Genomic DNA, 18,835 nt, shown 5'->3' on the forward strand with positions numbered 1-18,835 from the left:
GTGGCAGGGATCGTGACTGACGGAAAGAAGCTCTCTGATCTGGGGCTGAGGGCACGGGATGGGCGCGACCCGCACATTGCCGGAATTGCACTGGACAGCCGGGATTTGAAACCCGGCTATCTGTTTGCGGCGCTGCCGGGATCGGAACGCCATGGCGGCGACTTTATCCAATATGCCCTGCGCATGGATGCCGCTGCCGTCCTGACTGATCGTGAGGGTGCCAAGATCGCCGCCGATCTGCTGAAGGATTGGGACGGCGCCCTGGTGATCGCCGAAGATCCGCGCGCGGCACTGGCCGGCGCCGCCGCGCTGTGGTTCGAGAGCCAGCCCGACCATCTGGTCGCGGTCACCGGCACCTCGGGCAAGACCTCGGTCGCGAATTTCACACGCCAGATCTGGCAGGCACTGGGTTTGAGCGCGATCTCACTGGGCACGATGGGGGTCGAGGGCGATTATCAGGCCAAGCTGGCCCATACGACGCCCGATCCCCTGACCTTGCATCGCGTGTTGGCCGAGGCCGCAGCGGCGGGCGTCACCCATGCCGCGATGGAGGCATCCAGCCACGGGCTGGATCAGCGCCGGCTGGACGGCGTGCGCGTGGCGGCGGGTGGCTTTACCAATTTCAGCCAGGATCATCTGGATTATCACAAGAATTTCGATGATTACTTCGCCGCCAAGGCCCTGCTCTTCAACCATATTCTGGAAGAGGGCGCAGCGGCTGTCATTAATACCGACAGCCCGCGCGGACAGCAGATGGCCGGCGTCGCGCGTGACCGTGGCCTTGCGCTGACCGCCGTCGGGCGGGACGAGGGCGCTGATCTGCGCATCCTCGATCAGCGCTATGATGCGACTGGTCAGGACCTGCGCTTTTCGGTGGCGGGCAAGCCCTATCTGGTTCGCCTGCCGCTGATCGGCGGCTTTCAGGCGGAAAACGTGCTGCTGGCGATGGGGCTGGTCATGGCCGCAGGCAGCACGGCCGAAGATGTGATCCACACGCTGCCGGGTCTGACCACCGTGCGCGGCCGGATGGAACTGGCGGCACGGCGTGACAATGGCGCGACCGTGTTTGTCGATTACGCGCATAAACCCGGCGCGGTCATCGCGGCGCTGCAATCGCTGCGCCCGCATGTCATGGGCCGCATCATCGTGGTGATCGGTGCGGGCGGCGACCGCGATACCGGCAAGCGCCCCCTGATGGGCGAGGCCGCGCGGCAATATGCCGATGTGGTCATTGTCACCGACGACAACCCGCGCACCGAAGATCCCGCGCTGATCCGGGCGGCTGTGATGGCGGGCGCGGGCCCCGACGCGACCGAGGTTGGCGACCGGGCCGAGGCGATCCTGCGCGGCGTCGATGCGCTGCAACCGGGCGACGCGCTGCTGATCGCGGGCAAGGGCCACGAATCCGGTCAGATCGTCGGTCAGGACGTTTATCCCTTTGATGATGCCGAGCAGGCATCGGTCGCTGTGGCTGCATTGGATGGCAAGATATGAGCCTGTGGACCGCCGCCGATGCCGCCGCAGCAACCCGAGGCCGCGCACAGGGTGACTGGGTGGCCAGGGGTGTCAGCATCGATACCCGCACGATCCAGCCGGGGGACTTGTTCGTGGCCTTGCAAGCCGCGCGGGACGGGCATGACTTTGTGGCGCAGGCACTGGAAAAAGGCGCCGCTGCCGCACTGGTCAGCCGCATTCCCGAGGGGGTGTCGCCCTCGGCCCCGCTGCTGATCGTCGATGATGTGCTGTCGGGACTGGAGGCTTTGGGCCGTGCAGGGCGCGCACGTGTCACCGGGCGTGTGCTGGCGATCACCGGATCGGTCGGCAAGACCTCGACCAAGGATATGGCCGTCGCCGCCCTCTCGGCGCAGGGCCGTGTTCACGCGGCCGAAGCCAGCCTGAACAACCATTGGGGCGTGCCGCTGACGCTGGCGCGGATGCCCGCGCATACCGATTATGCGGTGCTGGAAATCGGCATGAACCATCCCGGCGAGATCGAGCCGCTGGCCCGCATGGCCCGCCCGCATGTTGCCATGATCACCACCGTGGCCGCCGTGCATCTTGAGGCATTCGACGACGTGGCCGGCATTGCCCGCGAAAAGGCGGCGATCTTTGCTGGGCTGGAACCCATGGGCGCGGCCATCCTGCCCGAGGATCTGGACGTCACGCCGATCCTGCGCGAGGGCGCGGATCAGGTCGGCGCGATTGTTCTGGGCTTTGGTGAGGCAGGCGCGGCACGACCGCTGAAGGTCAGCGTGGATGGCGACGGCACCCATCTGACCGCCCGTATTCTGGGCGATACGGTTCAGGCCGATCTGGCCAGCGCCGGCGAACATTTCGCCATGAACGCGGTGGGCGTGCTGGCTGCGCTGCAAAAGCTGGGCGCGGATCTGAAAGCCTCGGCCAGGGGGTTGGGGCGCTGGCGGCCCTATCAGGGGCGCGGCGCGGTCGAGCATGTCGGCGGCATTACCTTGCTGGATGACAGCTATAACGCTAACCCGACCAGCCTTGCTGCCGGACTAGCGACGATGGAGCGCCTGGGCCCCGGCCGCCGCGTGGTCATTCTGGGCGATATGCTGGAACTGGGCCCCGATGAGATCCAGTTGCACCGACAGATCGCAGACTGGCCGGTGATGCAGGATGTGGCGCTGGTCCATGCCTGCGGCCCGCGAATGCGTCACATGTTCGATGCTTTGCCCGCAAATAAACAGGGCATTTGGGCGGAAACCGCCGACACGCTTTGCGCCCGCGCGGGCGAGTTGGCGCGCGATGGCGACATCGTTTTCGTCAAGGGGTCGAAATTCTCGCGGGTGGCCTCGGTGGTTGACGCGCTGCGTAAATCCGGGCAAACGCCCACGCCTGAACGAGGGGAAGAGTAATGTTGTATTGGCTGAGCAGCTTGTCCGAAGGGGGCGACCTCTTCAACCTGTTCCGATACATCACTTTCCGCGCAGGGGCGGCGTTTTTCACCGCTCTGATCTTTGGCTTCATGTTTGGGCGTCCGCTGATCAACTATCTGCGCAAGTCGCAGAAAAAGGGCCAGCCCATTCGCGATGACGGCCCCGAGACGCATTTCGTCAAGGCGGGCACGCCGACCATGGGCGGCTTGCTGATCCTGTCGGCGCTGTTCACCTCGACCCTGCTCTGGGCGCGGCTGGACAATGGTTATGTCTGGATGGTTCTGACCGTGACAGCCGGTTATGCCGCGATCGGTTTTGCCGATGACTATTCCAAGGTCAGCAAGATGAACACCAAGGGTGTCTCGGGCAAGGTGCGGATGGCGCTGGGCCTGTTGCTGGCCTTTATTGCCGGGGTCTGGACCATGTGGCTGCAGCCCGATGGGCTGACCGGCATGCTGGCGCTGCCGGTGTTCAAGGATGTGCTGGTCAATCTGGGCTGGTTCTTCGTGCCCTTCGCCATGATCGTGATTGTCGGCGCGGCAAATGCGGTAAACCTGACCGACGGGTTGGACGGGCTGGCGATCATGCCTGTGATGATCGCAGCCGGGACGCTGGGGATCATCGCCTATACGGTGGGCCGGGTCGACTTTACCGACTATCTGGGCGTGCATCACGTCCCCGGTACGGGCGAGATCCTGATCTTTGTCTCGGCGCTGATCGGAGGCGGGCTTGGCTTTTTGTGGTACAACGCGCCCCCCGCCGCCGTCTTCATGGGCGATACCGGATCGCTGGCCCTGGGCGGCGCATTGGGCGCCATCGCCGTCGCCACCAAGCACGAGATCGTTCTGGCCATCGTGGGCGGGCTGTTCGTGGTCGAAGCCCTGTCGGTGATCATCCAGGTCATCTATTTCAAGCGCACGGGCAAACGCGTCTTTCTGATGGCACCGATCCACCACCATTTCGAGAAAAAGGGCTGGGGCGAGGCACAGATCGTCATCCGCTTCTGGATCATCGCGCTGATCCTTGCGCTGATTGGTCTGGCAACGCTGAAGTTGAGGTGAGGCAATGGCACTGACCGTCACGGCCAACCTGCCAAGCCGCGATTTCACCGCGACCGAGGCGTTTTATGGACGTCTTGGTTTCACCAGATCCTTCCGTGACGAAGGCTGGATGATCCTCAATCGTGACCAGACAATCATCGAGTTTTTCCCACACCCAGAACTTGACCCCGCCACAAGCTGGTTCAGTGCCTGTTTCCGCACCGATGATCTGAACGCGCTGCTGCAAGACTATGCCGCGATTGGCCTGCCTTCCGACGGTATTCCCCGCCTGACCGGCTTGCAGCGGATCACCGACGATCTGCGCATGTTTGCGGTCATAGATCTTGATGGCAGCCTGATCCGCTGCATCGGACCCTGATCTGCAACGCGCCTTGCGACTGCATTGGGCGGCAAATATCCTCGGGCGTCGGTGGGGCAGACAGCCCCCGGTCCGACAGTTTAAAAAGGGCATGACATGATCCCCGTCCAAGACGTCGAAAACCAGACCATTGCCGTGCTTGGCCTTGGTCGCTCGGGCAAGGCCACCGCTGCCGCGCTTGCTGCGGGCGGTGCCAAAGTCAGCGCATGGGATGACGGCGTCGATACGCGGCAGGCCGCCGAGGCCGAGGGGCTGGAGATCGTCGATCTGACCAGAGATGCCGCCTGGGTCGGTGTCAGCACCCTGATCACCAGCCCCGGCATCCCGCATCTTTACCCCAAACCGCATCCGGTGATCGAGATGGCGCTGCGGCTGGGTGTGCCGATCGACAATGATATTGGCCTGTTCTTTCGCAGCTTTGCCACCGAAGACTGGAACCATTTCGACCGCACCCCGCGCGTCATTGCGGTGACCGGATCGAACGGAAAATCCACGACGACGGCGCTGATCCACCATGTGCTGACCCAGGTCGGCCGGCCCGCGCAGATGGGCGGCAATATCGGCACCGGCGTCCTGTCGCTGGAACCCGCCATCGACGGCGAGGTCGTGGTGCTGGAATTGTCCAGCTATCAGACCGAACTGGCGCGTGCGCTGACGCCCGATGTTGCCGTTTTCACCAATCTTTCGCCCGATCATCTTGACCGTCACGGCGGGCTGGGCGGTTATTTCGCCGCCAAGCGCCGGCTGTTTGCCGAAGGTGGACCGGATCGTGCCGTGGTCGGGGTGGACGAGGTCGAGGGCCTTTATCTGGCCAATCAGCTCTCTATGGCGCCGGCTGATGATCGCGTGATCCGTGTGTCGTCTGACAGCAAGCTGGACGGCCCCGGCTGGTCGGTCTTTGCGCGTAAGGGCTTTCTCTCGGAATATCGCAAGGGGCGGCAGGTGGCCTCGCTTGATCTGCGCGAGATCACTGGACTGCCCGGCGCGCATAATCATCAGAATGCTTGTGCCGCCTATGCGGCCTGCCGCGCCGTCGGGCTGGCCCCGCGCGAGATCGAGGCGGCGTTTCACAGCTTTGCCGGCTTGCCGCATCGCAGCCAGACGGTCGCCGAATTGGGCGGCGTGCGTTACGTCAATGACAGCAAGGCCACCAATATCGACGCGGCCGCCAAGGCGCTGCAAGCATTTGACCGGATCCGCTGGATCGTCGGAGGGTTGGGCAAGGAGGGTGGGATCACGGCGCTGCAGCCGCATTTGGGGCGCGTGACCAAGGCCTATCTGATCGGCCATTCTGCCCGCGATTTCGCGCTGGAGATCGGTCAGACGCCGCATGAGGTCGTCGAAACCATGGAGGCCGCCGTCGCGCGCGCCAGCGCCGAGGCCGAGCCGGGCGACACCGTTCTGCTGGCCCCGGCTGCGGCCAGTTTCGATCAATATCCGAATTTCGAAAAACGCGGCGAGCATTTCGTGGCGCTGGTCGAAGAGCTGGCACGGGGATAGGCCGCGCCCTCAGGCCTGCCCGCTGATCGCGCTGAGATGAAAGTGGTTCAGCGGCCCATGTCCACTGCCCACCGACAGTTCGTCAGCGCTGGTGATGGCCTTGCTGACATAGGTCTTGGCGCGGGCGACGGCATCACGCAGTGGCACGCCATGACCCAGCCATGCGGCGATGGCAGATGACAGCGTACAGCCTGTGCCGTGGGTGTTCCTGGTGTGGTGGCGGGCGGCATCGAACCAATCCATCCCATCCACAGTGGCCAACAGATCGGGACTGTCCTCGCCCGGCAGGTGACCGCCTTTCAGCAGCACCGCACGCGGGCCCAGTTGCAGCAAGGCGGTGGCCTGAGCCTGCATCGCCATGCGGTCTTTGGCAGGTGCCGTCTCCAGCAGGTCGGCGGCCTCTGGCAGATTGGGTGTCAGCAGATCGGCCATGGGCAAAAGCCGGTCGCAAAGTGCGGTGACGGCCTGACGTTCCAGCAACCGGTCGCCACCCTTGGCCACCATCACAGGGTCCAGCACAATCGGCGCAGCAAGGCCCGCCAGTGCATCGGCCGCGATACATGTGATCTGCGCATTGCCCAGCATGCCGATCTTGACCGCATCGATGCGGATATCGGCGCGGATCGCTGCAATCTGGTCCGACAGCATCTGGGCAGGCGGTAGATGCAGACTGCTGACGCCTTGTGTGTTCTGCGCGGTCAAGCCGGTGATCGCCGCCATCGCATAGCCGCTATTGGCCGAGATCGCTTTGATATCGGCCTGAATGCCGGCCCCGCCCGAGGGATCAGATCCTGCGATAGAAAGGATATTGGGGATCATGCGCAGCGCCGTCCCGTTGAGGCGCCGCAGATGGCCCTGCGCATAGAGGTGAGATAGGTTGCGGAATTGTCCATTATGCCCTCGCTTTGACGACGAAGGCGCGTCGGGGCAGGCATCAGGGTGCTGACCCCGCGACTTCCTCCGCCGGCATTATCCGGTTCAGGTTCTAGGGTGCATCTCAGCCTGCGGTCTCGCGCAAGCGCCCCTGTCGCAAGGTTGCAGGAAGCAGCCGGTTGCCGCTTAAGTCAAGCAGTATCGGCTTTGATAATGAGGTCGAGATTGGCGTACATCACCTCCATCCCCTCGGCCATGCCAAAGCTCAGCGCCTGTTCGCGAGCCTCGGCGCTGGCGAAGGTGATGGTCATCTGCATCTTGGTCATGCCGCCCGCGTCGATCAGCCGCGTCTCGACCAGGCTTTCCATATAGTCATGCTGGGGACAGGTTTCGCGGTGCCTGATCAGTTCCGGCGGTTCCAGCAGGTCATAGGTGGCGACCATCACCAGATCCTCGTCTTCACCTGCCCAGACAAAGCGGTGTTGGCCACCGACCACCGCCTCGCCCTCAAGCGATTTCAGTGCGCCGTAATCGCTGGTCATCCATTGCCGCATCAACTGGGTATCCGTCACGGCACGCCAGACCTTTTCGCGCGGAGCGGCGAAATCGCGGGTGACGACGACGTCGCGTTCGCCCTGGGCTGTCATTGTCAACTTTGTCATGGCTTGGTCCTTTCATCTGGATCATCCGGCATCGCCGCCAGCACGTCGTCCAGCGCCCGGAAACGGGCGTCCAACGCGGCAAAGAACGGCCCGAACCAATCGGCGGTTTCTGTGATTGCTTGCTGGCGCAGCCGACGAGGCCGCGCGGTGCCGTCCACGCGGGTTTCAATCAGGCCAGCCTGCTCCAGCACCTTCAGATGGCGCGAGATCGCGGGTTGGCTGATGGCGAAGGGTGCGGCCAGTTCGGCCACGGTCGCCTCGCCCTCGTTCAGGCGCTGAATCAGCGCGCGACGCGTGGGATCGGCAAGGGCGGCAAGGCGTGCATCAAGTTCATTCATAACGAATCGTTTATATAATTAATTCGTTATATAATCAAGATGTCGCCTGTCAGGCGCCCTCGGTCAGGTGGTTCTTCATCCAGCGATGGGCGCAGCCGATCTTGTGGCGCACCGGGCCGGTCAACACGAAGGGATAGAGGTCTTCGTTATCCAGTGCCCGGTTGATGTCGTTGATGGCGATTGCGACTTTTCCGGCGACGTCCAGCAGGCGATCTGTGTCGTCCTCGAAATAGGGGCGGAAGTCGTCGGGTACGCCGGGCATCGACAGGCCGGCGCTGACGAAGCTGTCGGTGAAATCGACCAGATGCAGCAGATGCGCGACGGTTTCGGCCCAATCCTCATGCGGATGGGCGCTGGCATAAGGTGTGATGAAATCCGCCGAGGGCATCTGCGGCGTGTCGTAATAGATCTGCAGCGCCTGACTGTAATTGGTGCGCTCGTCGCCGAATATCTGGCGAAAGGCGGGCAGGAAATCGGGTGCGACCGATAGCCGGTCAAAAAAGAAATGCGCCAACTCGTGCCGGAAATGGCCGACCATGCTGCGATATTGCTCGCCCAGTTCACGGCGGCGCTGCAGGCGGATCAACTCATCCGCTTCGGTCACGTTGATGGTGATCTCGCCGGCCAGATGCCCCATGGTGATCTGCTCGGTCCGGCCGCCCGTGTCCTCGGCCAGCATAAGAAAGCGGGGTCGCGCGCCCGGATCGTCATCAGAAAACCAGTGCCAGTTTGCAATATTGGCCAGAACCCATCGCTTGCCGCGTTCGGCCCGGTCAAGCAATTGCAGGTTATTGCCTACGTTCAGAACCGGCACGACCTGCGACATGGCACAGGACCGGCAATGACCGCTGGGGCCAGACAGCCAGTTGCAGCCCAGAGATTGACGATTGGCGCAGGCGGGGCCGTCATTGCGCATCGCCATCGCGCCCGGGTCAAAGGTCAGGGGCTGACCGCAGACACATTGCAGGTTGTGAAAATAGGCGCGGCGTCCGCAGGTGGGGCATGAAAATCGTTGCATCGGCTGTTCCATTTGGGCAGGAAGAAAAGCCCGTAGCGACGGTTAGGTTCCCTTGTCGCGGGAAATGAAAAGTCAGCCGGCATTGCTTGACTTGGTGGGTCGAATCCGCCATATAGCCGCGGACCGGCCGGGCGAATAACCTTGGCCGGTACGTTATTTTCAACACCACCCCGATTGAACGGGTGCGCAGTCCGACGGCGGGACGATCCCGAAACGCCTGCAATCGCAGGGGCCACAGGGCGCGGCAGATAAAGGAAGACACAGCATGTTCGCGGTCATGAAAACCGGTGGCAAGCAATACAAGGTGCAGGCGGGCGACGTCCTGCGCGTTGAGAAACTGGCCGCCGCAGCTGGCGATACCGTCCAGTTCAACGATATTCTCATGGTCGGCTCGACCCTGGGCACCCCGATGGTGGCCGGTGCAGCCGTTCAGGCGGAAGTGATAGACCAGATCAAGGATGACAAGGTCATCACCTATGTCAAACGCCGCCGCAAGCACAGCTCGCAGCGGACCCGTGGTCACCGTCAGCAACTGACCCTGCTGCGCGTCACCGATGTGCTGGAAAAGGGCGGCGACAAATCTGGCGTGAAAGAGGCGATCGGCGCCCGCACCGCCGGTGCTGCCTATGCTGCCGAGGCCAAGCCGGCTGCCAAGAAGGCCGAGCCCAAGGCTGAGAAAAAAGCAGCTCCGAAGGCTGAGAAGAGAGCAGCGCCCAAGGCCGAGAAAAAGGCAGAAGCGCCCGCCGCCGAGGAAAAAGCGGCTGTCGGTACCCGCCCGGCCAACCTGCTGGATGCGCCTCGTGACGGTCAGGCAGACGATCTGAAAGAGATTTCAGGCGTTGGTCCCAAGCTCGAGGAATTGCTGAACGAGAATGGCGTTTACCACTTTGACCAGGTTGCTGCCTGGAAGAAGAAAGAGATCGAATACATGGACGATCAGCTGTCCTTCTCGGGCCGCATCGAACGTGATGAATGGATCAAGCAGGCCAAAGAGCTTGCCAAAGGTAAAAAGGACTAAGAGCCATGGCACATAAAAAAGCAGGCGGTTCGTCCCGCAACGGTCGCGACTCGGCCGGCCGCCGTCTCGGCGTCAAACTGTACGGTGGCCAGGAAGCCATCGCCGGCAATATCATCGTGCGTCAGCGCGGCACCAAGATGTGGCCGGGCCAGAATGTCGGCATGGGCAAGGATCATACCCTGTTCGCCCTGACCGATGGCGCGGTCAATTTCAAGAAAGGCCTGAAGGGTCGCACCTTCGTGTCTATCTTGCCCGCCACCATCGAGGCAGCCGAGTAACCGGCCGGTTTTAGACACAGATGTGTTGGGGGATCGGCGCAAACCGGTCCCCTTTTTCGTTGAGTTCCCGAGTTTTGAGCCGGGGGCATTATCATGCCGCTGGGGAGGGCGAGATGATAGAAGATCTGACAGCAGAGGCATATGCGCAGGCAGTGATCGAAACGCCGCGCTTCATTTTGCGGCCGCTGCGTGACAGCGACGCGGGATTGATCGCGCATTACACCGCTGATGAGCGTGTGGCCAAGGGCACCCGTGCCATCCCCCATCCCTTGCCGCCCGGCGCATCCGAGGCATTCATCCGGCGGTCTTTGGCAGCAGGTACGAGGGCCGAAGACGTTTGGGCCATCGACGGCAGCGCCAACCGGCTGGCCGAGTTGCTGGGCGTCGTGTCGCTGACCCGGCTCGAGGACAGCCAGTCCGAACTCGGCTTCTGGATCGGGCCCGGTTTCTGGAATACGGGCTTTGCCACCGAGGCGGTCGAGGCACTGGTCGCTGCCAACCCGCATGGTGCGCGGACCCTTTTTGCCGAGGCATTCCAAGACAATGCCGGATCAGCCCGAGTGCTGACCAATTGCGGCTTTGCCTATCTGGGCGACGCCGAAAGCTGGTCGGTTGCACGTCAGGCGAGGGTGCCGACCTGGACCTATCTGCGGCGGATGGATTGACCTGCTGATTGCAGATATTGCAAAAAAGTCGTCGCGTCATGCGCGGCGGCCCTTTTTATGCGCGCGCAGACTTCCTAGCTATCGGCTATGACACACGCGATCCCATATTCCGTTCTCGACCTGTCGCCCGTTCCCGAAGGGAGCGATGCGGCAGATGCCATTGCCAACACACTGGACCTGGCGCGCCATGCCGAGGGCTGGGGTTATCACCGCTATTGGATGGCCGAGCATCACAACATGCCGGGTATCGCCAGTGCCGCGACGGCTGTTCTGATCGGCTTGGTCGCCGCCCATACCAAGACGATCCGCGTGGGTGCGGGCGGGATCATGCTGCCCAACCACGCACCGCTGACCGTGGCCGAGGCATTCGGCACGCTGGCCACGGCCTTTCCCGATCGCATCGATCTGGGTCTGGGTCGTGCGCCCGGCGGTGACGGCGCCGTCATCCGCGCCCTGCGCCGCGATCCGATGGCCGACAGCTTTCCGCAGGATGTGGTCGAATTGCAGGACTATCTGGGCCCGCCGCGCGAGGGTGCAGCCGTGCGTGCGCTGCCGGGCGAGGGGACCAATGTTCCGATCTGGATGCTGGGCAGTTCCTTGTTTGGTGCGCAATTGGCGGCCTATCTGGGGCTGCCCTACACATTCGCCAGCCATTTTGCGCCGGGTGACCTGACCCAGGCCGCTGCGATCTACCGAGAGCAGTTCCGCCCTTCGGCCAGCAACGACAAGCCGCGCTTCATGCTGGCCGTGAACGTGTTTGCCGCCGATGACAGCGCCGAGGCGCATTATCTGCGCACGACGATGCAGTTGGCCTTTGCCCGGCTGCGCGGCGGCATGCCCGGCAAGTTGCCACGTCCGACCCACGATCTGGACGCCGAGATTTCCCCTGCGATGCGCCGGATGGTCGACGAGGCGCTGCGCGTCAGTGCCGTCGGCAATCTTGCCGAGATCCGCGAACAATTGGCCGGCATGATCGACACATATCGCCCGGACGAGGTGATCCTGACCGGACAGATCCACGAGCACGCGGCGCGCCTGCGCAGTTTTGAACTGGCGGCCGAGGCCATGCAGTCCCTGCCGGGCCAAACGGCCTGACGGTCGGATCGGGTCAGAACAGGAAATCTCCGGCATCCAGCTGCTGCAGTTGTGTGCCCAGCAGCACCACGACCGTGCCATCGGGCAGATCGAACTGGACGTTGCCATTGATCTGCCGGGCATAACCCATCACCTCGGAAAAGCTGTTCATGCCGGTACTGGGCAGAAAGCGCAGGTGATCGACGTTGTTCTGCCAGTCGGTGACGGTGTCACGCCCGCCACCGCGCTCGAACACGAATTCATCCGCACCGGCGCCGCCTGTCAGCGTATCGTTGCCAGCTTCGCCGCGGAGCAGATCATTTGCGTTGCCACCGATCAGCCGGTCGTTCCCACCTCCGGACCATAGGGTGTCGTTGCCATTGCCACCGTTAAGCGTGTCATTTCCGGTCGCGCCAAACAGCAGGTCATGCCCGTCGCCGCCGTCAAGCGTATCGTTGTTCGGCCCGCCGATCAGCAGGTCGTTTCCTGTCTGCCCCGCCAGATAGTCGTCGCCGCTATTGCCATCCAGCGTGTCGCGGCCATGGCCACCAAACAAGGTGTCATCACCAGTTTCGCCCAGCAAATGATCATGCCCGTTCTGCCCTCGTAGCGTATCCTGCCCGTCTCCACCGAATAGCTGATCGTCACCATCACCGCCCCAAAGATCGTCATTGCCAGGGCCGCCGTTCAGTGTGTCATGGCCGGTATAGCCTACCAGTAAATCGTCTCCGGCTTGTCCTTGCAGGGCATCGTTTCCGGTCTGTCCCAGCACATAGTCATCACCATCGCCGCCCCACAGCGTGTCATTTCCATCGCCGCCGTCCATCGTGTCGCGTCCGCTGCCACCGATCAGAGAATCATTCCCGCCTTCGCCCGCGATGAAATCATCCCCGGTGCCGCCGTGGACGGTGTCATCGCCATGTCCGCCGGTCAGCTGGTCATCGCCGGCAGCGCCGTTGAGAAAGTCATTGCCCGCCAGCCCGTGCAGATGGTCATTTCCCGCCCATCCGATAAGGCTGTCATTGCCGTCGCCGCCCCACATCGTGTCATTGCCATCGCCGCCAACCAGCAGATCATGACCGGCATTTCCGAAGATCAGGTTATGGCCAGATTGCCCCTGCAGACTGTCGTTCCCAAAGCCGCCTTCCAGTCGGTCGTTGCCGTTTCCGCCCCATAACGCATCATCGCCACCGTTCCCGAGCAACGTGTCATTCCCATCTGCGCCGCTTAGAAAATTGTTGCCTTCATTTCCTTCGATCCTGTTATGCGCGTTGTTACCCCTGCCGGCGTGATCGCCCGTGCCCTGCAGGACCAGGATCTCTATATTCCGGTAGGCGCCCTGCAAGGTCATGGTGCCGTCGATCCAGATCTGATCCCAGCCATTGCTGGGCATTTCGATGATTACATCCAGCGTATCTTCAAGAAGATAGATGTCGTCGCCGGCCCCCCCAAGCAATGTGTCAATGCCAAGGTTGCCGATCAGGGTGTCATTGCCGTCCCCGCCATCCAGCCAGTCGTTTCCGTCACCCCCTTCCAGTCGATCATCGCCGTTTCCGGCATCGATCACATCGTCGCCACCTCGACCGAAAAGTCGGTTATTGCCGGAATTGCCGCGGATCAGGTCGGCGCGGTCGGTTCCCCAGCCGTAAAGGGCCGCGGTGCCGATCAGCGTCAGTTCTTCGACCAGCCCTTCGACGGTCTGCAGATCAAAGCTGATCGAACTGTAGACCGTATCGTGCCCGCCACCGTTTTCGATCACCAGATCGCCGGGATTGTCGACGTAGTAAGCGTCGTTTCCGGCCCCGCCATCCAGGGTATCGGCGCCGGTGCCACCATTCAGCGTGTCATCGCCGCCCAGACCGAACAGCCGATCATCGCCGCCTTCACCAAGAATGGCATTGGCATCGCTGTTGCCAAAGATGCGGTTTGCAAGGGCATTGCCGGTCAGATCGATCGGACCAGAGCCGATCGCATAAAGCTCTTCTACATTTTGCGCGTTGCTGGCCAGCGAGTAGTGCCAACGGGAATAGACCCGGTCATAACCGCCAGCGGGCCCCGCCGCCTCGATGATCGTGTTTTCGGTATGCTCGACGAAATAGACGTCATCGCCGGCGCCGCCGATCAGGCTGTTGCTGCCCGCGCCGCCGTCGAGGACATCGTTGCCCGCGCCCCCGTCGATCGTGTCGTCGCCGTCATCGCCATAAAGCGTATCGTCGCCGTCACCGCCCAGAATGCTGTCATCACCGTCGAGCCCCGAGATGCTGTCATCGCCAGTCAGGCCGCGAATCAGATCGTTGCCCAACGTGCCGGTAAGCCGGTTACCGCGGCTGTCGCCATCGATCATGGTGATAGGTTGAGGCATAAGATTACGTTCCCGTGTTTCCTGTCTGTCGGTCTTGCGCCTTGCCGGCACGCGCAAACTAGCAACGCAGGACTAAGCTTTGATTAACGGGCGATCAGACATTCTTGCGTGACAGGTACTTGGGCACATCATGCGCAAAGCGCCGCATTGACGGCGGCGTGGAAATCTTGTCAGCCGGGGGGCATGACGATCCAGGATGCCAGCGCCAAAGACAATCTTGCCCGCCTGACGGCGGATCAGGCGATACCGTTGCGCAATGCCGCGTTTCTGACCGTGCTGGCCGAGACGTTGTGGATCGCTCAGGCGGCGCTGATTGCATGGTCGCTGGCTGCGCTGGCCGCCGGGGATGAGGCTGCGGGCACGACCTTGATGCTGGGTTGTGCCGGATTTGCGGTGATCGGCGCCCTGCGCGCTGCGTTGAATGCGGTGGCTGCGCAGATGCTGGCCCGGGCTGGTGACGCCGTGACCGCCCGGCAGCGCGCCGCGATGCTAGCACAGGCAGATCAGCGTGGCATCTGGGCGAACGCCCCGCCTGCGGCGGCAATCGCGGCGCTGGCGACCGACAAGCTGGCGCTGATGCTGCCCTATTTGCGGCGCTGGACGGCGGCACGTTTGCGCGTGGCGGTCATTCCTGTGCTGATCATCGCCGTGGCACTGCCGGTGTCCTGGGTGGTGGCGCTGATCTTTCTGATCACCGGGCCGATGATCCCGCTGTTCATGGCTTTGGTGGGCATGGCCGCTGGTCGGCTGAGCCAAGAGCGGATGGATGAGATCACCGATATGAACGCATTGCTGGTCGAGCGCCTGTCCGCGCTGACCGATATCCGCCTGCTGGATGCCTCGCAGGCGATGCTGGACAACTTTGCCGCGTCGGCGGATCGGCTGCGCAGCCGCACCATGCGGGTGCTGGCGCTGGCCTTTCTGTCCAGCACGGTGCTGGAGCTGTTCTCGGCCATCGGCGTGGCGATGACGGCGATCTTTGTCGGTTTCTCGTTGCTGGGCGTCCTGAACTTCGGCGGTTGGGACCAAGGCATCGGGATGGGGCAGGGGATCTTTCTGCTGATGCTTGCACCGGCATTCTATCAGCCGATGCGTGATCTGGCGGCTGCATGGCACGATCGTGCGGATGCCCTGGCGCTGGCCCGTGATCTGCAGGCTGAAACAGAGCGTGAGGAAGATGCGATTCTGGGTGACGGAGGCACAGCCGCGCCGTTGGGATTTGCGAACCTGCAGACGAAGGGCTTGCGCGCGGGCAGTCGCAAGCTGACCGATCTGTCGCTGCGACAGGGCGAGGCCGTGGCGGTGACCGGGCCGTCGGGGACGGGCAAGACCCGGTTGCTCATGTTGTTGGCGGGGCTGTCTGATCCAGCGCCTGGAGAGGTTCTGATCGATGGACAACAGTTGTCGCCGCACAATGCGGATCGCTGGCGTGCCGGGCTGGCGATGATCCCGCAGCGGGTGCATTTCACCGATGATACGCTGCTGGCGAATCTCTGCGGCGATGATCCTGCGGCGGATGAGGCACTGCAAGCGGCGCTGAGGCTGGCCGCGGCGGACCAGATCGTCGCCCGGCTGCCCGACGGATTGCAGACCCGTCTGGGCGAACAAGGCGCGGGTGTTTCGGGGGGCGAGGCGCGGCGCTTGATGATCGCGCGCGCGGCGCTGCGCCAACCCAAGCTGCTGTTGGCCGACGAGCCGACCGCCGATCTTGACGATGCGACGGCCAAGCTGGTGATCGCGGCGCTGCAAGACCTGCATCGCGCCGGAAGCACGCTGGTCGTGGCCAGCCACGATCCGCGCCTGATCGCCGCCATGTCGCGCGAGGTTGCCCTGTGAGCGCGTTGATCCCCTTTTTCACGACGATGTGGCGCGATCAGCGTTGGGCCTTGCTGCGTGGCTTGCTGCTGTCGCTTGTGGTGCTGCTGGCCGGGGTCGGCCTGCTGGGGCTGTCGGGCTGGTTTGTCACCGCAGCCGGGATCGCCGGGCTGGCCGGGGCAGGGGCCATGTTCGACGTCTTTCGTCCGGGCGCCGGCGTGCGCTTTCTGGCGCTCGGCAGGACGGCGGCGCGCTATGGCGAGCGGTTGTTGACCCATGATGCGACCCTGCGTGTACTGGCCGATTGGCGCGTGCGGCTGTTGGGTGCGCTGACAGCCGCACCCTTTGCGGTGCAGGCGCGTTTGCGCGGGGGTGTCGCGCTGAACCGGATCACATCGGATGTCGATGCGCTTGACAGTTTGGCGATCCGGCTGGTCTTTCCGATGCTGGCAGGCCTGGGCAGCGTGCTGATCGCGGCGCTGCTGATGTGGTGGCTGGTCTTGCCTGCAGTGGCCTTGTGGCTGCTGATATCGACGCTGGCAGGGGTTGGGTTGACGGTTCTGGCATTCGCAGGTCCCGCGTCGCGCCAAGCCGAACGGGCCGAGGCTGCGCGCCAGTCCTTGCGCGCAGGCATGATCGACCATCTGCGGGGGCGACTGTTGCTGGTGGTTGAAGGGCGTCTGCCTCGGGCACGGGACCGGGTCCTCGAACATGATCGGCAGGCGCGACAGGCGGTGCTGCGCCTGGCCGGCATAGAGATCGCAGCGGATGCCGCCATGCAACTGCTGACGACGGTGATTGCAGCGGGCACTTTGCTGATCGCCGGGTATGGCGTGCTGGACGGGCGGATCGGGGCGGCGCAGGCCGCGCTGGCTTTCTTTGCCGCGCTGGCCATGGCCGAGATCCTGATGCCGCTGTCGCGTGCAATTGCAGAACTGGGACGCATGCGCGGTGCCGCGGCGCGCCTGACCCCGTTGATGCAGGCCCAGCCCAGACAGCCCTTGCCGGCGGTTCCGGCCGCGCCGCGCGGTGGGTTGGTTCTGCGACAAATGGTGGTGGGGCGCGATGACCGCCCGTTGCTGTCACCGGTCAATCTGCACGTCAGGCCCGGCGAAACCGTCGCGCTGGTCGGGCGCAGCGGGGTCGGCAAGACCACTCTGCTCGATGCCATCGCCGGCTTGTCCGCACCATTGTCGGGGCAGATTTGCATGGGCGGGGGCATGCAGGATGAGGCCACCTTGCGCCAGTCGTTGGGCTATCTGACGCAAAGGCCGGCCCTGACCAGCGGTTGCATCGCCGATACGCTGCGGCTTGCCGATCCCGAGGCTACAGACCAACAGATGACACAAGTTCTGCAAGCCGTGTCATTGCCGCTGCCCCTTGATCGCCTGTTGGGCGAGGCGGGTCAGGGTCTGTCCGGGGGCGAAGCAAGACGGCTGGCATTGGCCCGGGCGCTGATCCGAAAACCTGAGATTCTGCTGCTGGATGAGCCGACCGAAGGGCTGGATGCTGCCACGGCAACTGCGGTCCTCGGGGGTATTCGCGCCTATCTGCCCGATGCGGCGGTTCTGATTGCCTCGCACCGTCAGGCGGAACGCCGTGCCGCCGACCGGGTCGTCGAATTTTGAGGCGATCAGGCGATCTGCGCAAAGCGCGGCGTTGGACCGCGATTGTCAAAGAAGGGGACGGTATCGGGGGCGCAGAGTGCGCCGTCGCCGGACAGGGCCACAAGTTCGGCAATTTCGGCCAACACGACCTCGGTGATGAAGGGCAGGTTCAGCGCCCGCGCCTCGGAGATCGGCACCCAGTGCAGGTGCGATAGCTCGTCGCAGGCAGCGCTGAAGTCGTCGGGGTCATTGCTGAGGCAGGCCGCGTCGGCAAGGAAAAAGCGGGCGTCGAACCGGCGCGGGCGCCCCGGCGGGGTGATCGCGCGGAAGACATAGTACAAGTGACTGGCGTCGGGCGAGAGGGCGTGTTCGGCATAGCCCGGCCAGTCAGAGGCAGGGCCACCACTGCGCCCGATCAACAGCCCGGTTTCTTCGGCCAATTCGCGCAATGCGGCGGCTGCCAGCGCATGTATATCGATGGGTGCCTCGCCTCGTGGCTCTTGTGTCAGGCGTTGCTGGCTGGTTTCGGGTAGCCCGGCGATCAGCGGGGCCGTGGCGTCGGCTGCATCCACTGCGCCCCCCGGAAAGACATATTTCGACGGCATGAACACGGCCTTTTCGCCGCGCAGTCCCATCAGCACAGCCGGGCCCGCTGGCAAGCGCCTGAGCAGAACGACCGTCGCTGCGTCGCGAATTGGCGGTTCGCCAGCGATCATGCGCTCTCGGGCTCGGCCTCAAAGCCGAAACCGTGCATGCGCCGGGCCCATTGCAAGGCGATCATCGCGCCCTTGATGCGGGGCAACAAGAACAGCGAGGCAATGACCGTGCCGGCGCAAAACCCGATCAGCAGGGTGGGGGTCGACGGCCGGTAAGCAACAAAAACCCACAGCAACAGGGGTGCAGCCAGATGCGAGACGATCAGAATCGTAAGATAGGCCGGCCCATCATCAGCACGCTGATGGTGCAAAGCCTCGCCGCAATTGGGGCAGTGGTCGTTGACTTTCAGATAGCTGGAAAAGATGCGCCCCTTGTCGCAGGACGGGCAACGGCCTGCTGCCCCGCTCAACATCGCCCTGCCGGTCAGGCGCTCGTTCTGTTGATCTGCGTGTGCCAGATCACTTTGCTGATTTTCCATATCCTACTATCCCTTGCTGCGGGCAGGGCCAATGTAACTATCCGGGATCAACAAAACCACTGTCATTATGCCGCATCAGTGGCGAAAGCCAGCTTGCCAGGCTTTTATGCCGCGATGTGTCGGGCAACTGACCAGCCGTGGTCCGCTATGGCTGTTCGATGCGTGGGGGGCAGG

At 63.4% G+C, this 18,835-nt stretch carries 18 protein-coding genes and 1 riboswitch; of the genes, 11 read left to right on the forward strand and 7 right to left on the reverse strand.

What is annotated here, in order from left to right; genetic code table 11:
* Window positions 1-9: 9 nt before the first annotated feature.
* The 5 genes from CUV01_RS12575 to murD all read left to right on the forward strand — a co-directional run bounded on the left by CUV01_RS12575 (window position 10) and on the right by murD (window position 5,816).
* Window positions 10-1,494, forward strand: coding sequence for a UDP-N-acetylmuramoyl-L-alanyl-D-glutamate--2,6-diaminopimelate ligase (locus CUV01_RS12575; protein WP_101462067.1), 1,485 nt, complete (start codon window positions 10-12; stop codon window positions 1,492-1,494).
* A complete protein-coding gene (locus CUV01_RS12580; RefSeq protein WP_101460783.1) occupies window positions 1,491-2,876 on the forward strand; it encodes a UDP-N-acetylmuramoyl-tripeptide--D-alanyl-D-alanine ligase in 1,386 nt (461 codons plus the stop codon). The genes CUV01_RS12575 and CUV01_RS12580 overlap by 4 nt, the downstream gene beginning before the upstream one ends.
* Complete coding sequence (gene mraY, locus CUV01_RS12585) at window positions 2,876-3,958, forward strand: phospho-N-acetylmuramoyl-pentapeptide-transferase (protein ID WP_101460784.1); 1,083 nt, start codon at window positions 2,876-2,878, stop codon at window positions 3,956-3,958. Before CUV01_RS12580 ends, mraY begins: the two co-directional genes overlap by 1 nt.
* A 4-nt stretch (window positions 3,959-3,962) precedes the next feature.
* Window positions 3,963-4,316, forward strand: a complete 354-nt coding sequence (locus CUV01_RS12590) for a VOC family protein (RefSeq protein WP_101460785.1) — start codon at window positions 3,963-3,965, stop codon at window positions 4,314-4,316.
* A 96-nt stretch (window positions 4,317-4,412) separates the two neighbouring features.
* A complete protein-coding gene (gene murD, locus CUV01_RS12595) occupies window positions 4,413-5,816 on the forward strand; it encodes a UDP-N-acetylmuramoyl-L-alanine--D-glutamate ligase (protein WP_101460786.1) in 1,404 nt (467 codons plus the stop codon).
* Window positions 5,817-5,825: 9 nt separating this feature from the next.
* On the opposite strand, the gene thiD is transcribed toward murD, so the two are convergent.
* The 4 genes from thiD to CUV01_RS12615 all read right to left on the reverse strand — a co-directional run bounded on the left by thiD (window position 5,826) and on the right by CUV01_RS12615 (window position 8,707).
* Window positions 5,826-6,635, reverse strand: coding sequence for a bifunctional hydroxymethylpyrimidine kinase/phosphomethylpyrimidine kinase (gene thiD / locus CUV01_RS12600; protein WP_101460787.1), 810 nt, complete (start codon window positions 6,633-6,635; stop codon window positions 5,826-5,828).
* 119 nt (window positions 6,636-6,754) lie between these two features.
* A riboswitch (TPP riboswitch) is annotated at window positions 6,755-6,852 on the reverse strand.
* A gap of 28 nt (window positions 6,853-6,880) precedes the next feature.
* Entirely contained in the window at window positions 6,881-7,351 is a 471-nt protein-coding gene (locus CUV01_RS12605) for an SRPBCC family protein (protein WP_101460788.1), read from the reverse strand.
* Window positions 7,348-7,689 (reverse strand): ArsR/SmtB family transcription factor, encoded by a 342-nt coding sequence (locus CUV01_RS12610; RefSeq protein ID WP_101460789.1) that lies wholly within the window; start codon window positions 7,687-7,689, stop codon window positions 7,348-7,350. Before CUV01_RS12610 ends, CUV01_RS12605 begins: the two co-directional genes overlap by 4 nt.
* A gap of 49 nt (window positions 7,690-7,738) precedes the next feature.
* The gene (locus CUV01_RS12615) at window positions 7,739-8,707 is read right to left on the reverse strand and encodes a putative zinc-binding metallopeptidase (RefSeq protein ID WP_101462068.1); all 969 of its coding nucleotides are present in this window, start codon (window positions 8,705-8,707) and stop codon (window positions 7,739-7,741) included.
* A gap of 265 nt (window positions 8,708-8,972) precedes the next feature.
* Here CUV01_RS12615 and CUV01_RS12620 point away from each other — a divergent pair, with 265 nt between their 5' ends.
* The 4 genes from CUV01_RS12620 (at window position 8,973) to CUV01_RS12635 (ending at window position 11,763) form a co-directional block, all read left to right on the forward strand.
* Window positions 8,973-9,725 carry a 50S ribosomal protein L21 gene (locus CUV01_RS12620; protein WP_101460790.1) on the forward strand — a complete coding sequence of 251 codons (753 nt, stop codon included), beginning with the start codon at window positions 8,973-8,975 and terminating at the stop codon, window positions 9,723-9,725.
* Between the two features lie 5 nt (window positions 9,726-9,730).
* The gene (gene rpmA, locus CUV01_RS12625) at window positions 9,731-10,003 is read left to right on the forward strand and encodes a 50S ribosomal protein L27 (RefSeq protein WP_101460791.1); all 273 of its coding nucleotides are present in this window, start codon (window positions 9,731-9,733) and stop codon (window positions 10,001-10,003) included.
* Between the two features lie 113 nt (window positions 10,004-10,116).
* Complete coding sequence (locus CUV01_RS12630) at window positions 10,117-10,668, forward strand: GNAT family N-acetyltransferase (protein ID WP_101460792.1); 552 nt, start codon at window positions 10,117-10,119, stop codon at window positions 10,666-10,668.
* Window positions 10,669-10,755: 87 nt separating this feature from the next.
* The gene (locus CUV01_RS12635) at window positions 10,756-11,763 is read left to right on the forward strand and encodes an LLM class flavin-dependent oxidoreductase (protein WP_101460793.1); all 1,008 of its coding nucleotides are present in this window, start codon (window positions 10,756-10,758) and stop codon (window positions 11,761-11,763) included.
* A gap of 13 nt (window positions 11,764-11,776) precedes the next feature.
* Here the strand turns inward: CUV01_RS12635 and CUV01_RS19670 are convergent, their stop codons facing one another.
* Window positions 11,777-14,104, reverse strand: coding sequence for a calcium-binding protein (locus tag CUV01_RS19670; protein WP_157994853.1), 2,328 nt, complete (start codon window positions 14,102-14,104; stop codon window positions 11,777-11,779).
* A gap of 183 nt (window positions 14,105-14,287) precedes the next feature.
* Here CUV01_RS19670 and CUV01_RS12655 point away from each other — a divergent pair, with 183 nt between their 5' ends.
* The gene (locus CUV01_RS12655; protein ID WP_101460794.1) at window positions 14,288-15,940 is read left to right on the forward strand and encodes an ABC transporter ATP-binding protein/permease; all 1,653 of its coding nucleotides are present in this window, start codon (window positions 14,288-14,290) and stop codon (window positions 15,938-15,940) included.
* Entirely contained in the window at window positions 15,937-17,547 is a 1,611-nt protein-coding gene (locus tag CUV01_RS12660; protein WP_101460795.1) for an amino acid ABC transporter ATP-binding/permease protein, read from the forward strand. Before CUV01_RS12655 ends, CUV01_RS12660 begins: the two co-directional genes overlap by 4 nt.
* A gap of 5 nt (window positions 17,548-17,552) precedes the next feature.
* Here the strand turns inward: CUV01_RS12660 and CUV01_RS12665 are convergent, their stop codons facing one another.
* Window positions 17,553-18,242, reverse strand: a complete 690-nt coding sequence (locus tag CUV01_RS12665) for an NUDIX hydrolase (RefSeq protein WP_101460796.1) — start codon at window positions 18,240-18,242, stop codon at window positions 17,553-17,555.
* Window positions 18,239-18,661: a DUF983 domain-containing protein gene (locus tag CUV01_RS12670; RefSeq protein WP_101460797.1), complete on the reverse strand. Its 423-nt coding sequence runs from the start codon at window positions 18,659-18,661 to the stop codon at window positions 18,239-18,241. The genes CUV01_RS12665 and CUV01_RS12670 overlap by 4 nt, the downstream gene beginning before the upstream one ends.
* Window positions 18,662-18,835 lie beyond the last annotated feature (174 nt).

Source organism: Paracoccus tegillarcae, from assembly GCF_002847305.1.
GTDB lineage: Bacteria > Pseudomonadota > Alphaproteobacteria > Rhodobacterales > Rhodobacteraceae > Paracoccus > Paracoccus tegillarcae.

Excerpts from the sequence above, each read along its gene's own strand:
- CUV01_RS12580 (WP_101460783.1), top strand. The coding sequence starts at position 1,491 with ATGAGCCTGTGGACCGCCGCCGATGCCGCCGCAGCAACCCGAGGCCGC.
- mraY (WP_101460784.1), top strand. The coding sequence starts at position 2,876 with ATGTTGTATTGGCTGAGCAGCTTGTCCGAAGGGGGCGACCTCTTCAAC.
- CUV01_RS12590 (WP_101460785.1), top strand. The coding sequence starts at position 3,963 with ATGGCACTGACCGTCACGGCCAACCTGCCAAGCCGCGATTTCACCGCG.
- murD (WP_101460786.1), top strand. The coding sequence starts at position 4,413 with ATGATCCCCGTCCAAGACGTCGAAAACCAGACCATTGCCGTGCTTGGC.
- thiD (WP_101460787.1), bottom strand. The coding sequence starts at position 6,635 with ATGATCCCCAATATCCTTTCTATCGCAGGATCTGATCCCTCGGGCGGG.
- CUV01_RS12605 (WP_101460788.1), bottom strand. The coding sequence starts at position 7,351 with ATGACAAAGTTGACAATGACAGCCCAGGGCGAACGCGACGTCGTCGTC.
- CUV01_RS12610 (WP_101460789.1), bottom strand. The coding sequence starts at position 7,689 with ATGAATGAACTTGATGCACGCCTTGCCGCCCTTGCCGATCCCACGCGT.
- CUV01_RS12615 (WP_101462068.1), bottom strand. The coding sequence starts at position 8,707 with ATGCAACGATTTTCATGCCCCACCTGCGGACGCCGCGCCTATTTTCAC.
- CUV01_RS12620 (WP_101460790.1), top strand. The coding sequence starts at position 8,973 with ATGTTCGCGGTCATGAAAACCGGTGGCAAGCAATACAAGGTGCAGGCG.
- rpmA (WP_101460791.1), top strand. The coding sequence starts at position 9,731 with ATGGCACATAAAAAAGCAGGCGGTTCGTCCCGCAACGGTCGCGACTCG.
- CUV01_RS12630 (WP_101460792.1), top strand. The coding sequence starts at position 10,117 with ATGATAGAAGATCTGACAGCAGAGGCATATGCGCAGGCAGTGATCGAA.
- CUV01_RS12635 (WP_101460793.1), top strand. The coding sequence starts at position 10,756 with ATGACACACGCGATCCCATATTCCGTTCTCGACCTGTCGCCCGTTCCC.
- CUV01_RS19670 (WP_157994853.1), bottom strand. The coding sequence starts at position 14,104 with ATGCCTCAACCTATCACCATGATCGATGGCGACAGCCGCGGTAACCGG.
- CUV01_RS12655 (WP_101460794.1), top strand. The coding sequence starts at position 14,288 with ATGACGATCCAGGATGCCAGCGCCAAAGACAATCTTGCCCGCCTGACG.
- CUV01_RS12665 (WP_101460796.1), bottom strand. The coding sequence starts at position 18,242 with ATGATCGCTGGCGAACCGCCAATTCGCGACGCAGCGACGGTCGTTCTG.
- CUV01_RS12670 (WP_101460797.1), bottom strand. The coding sequence starts at position 18,661 with ATGGAAAATCAGCAAAGTGATCTGGCACACGCAGATCAACAGAACGAG.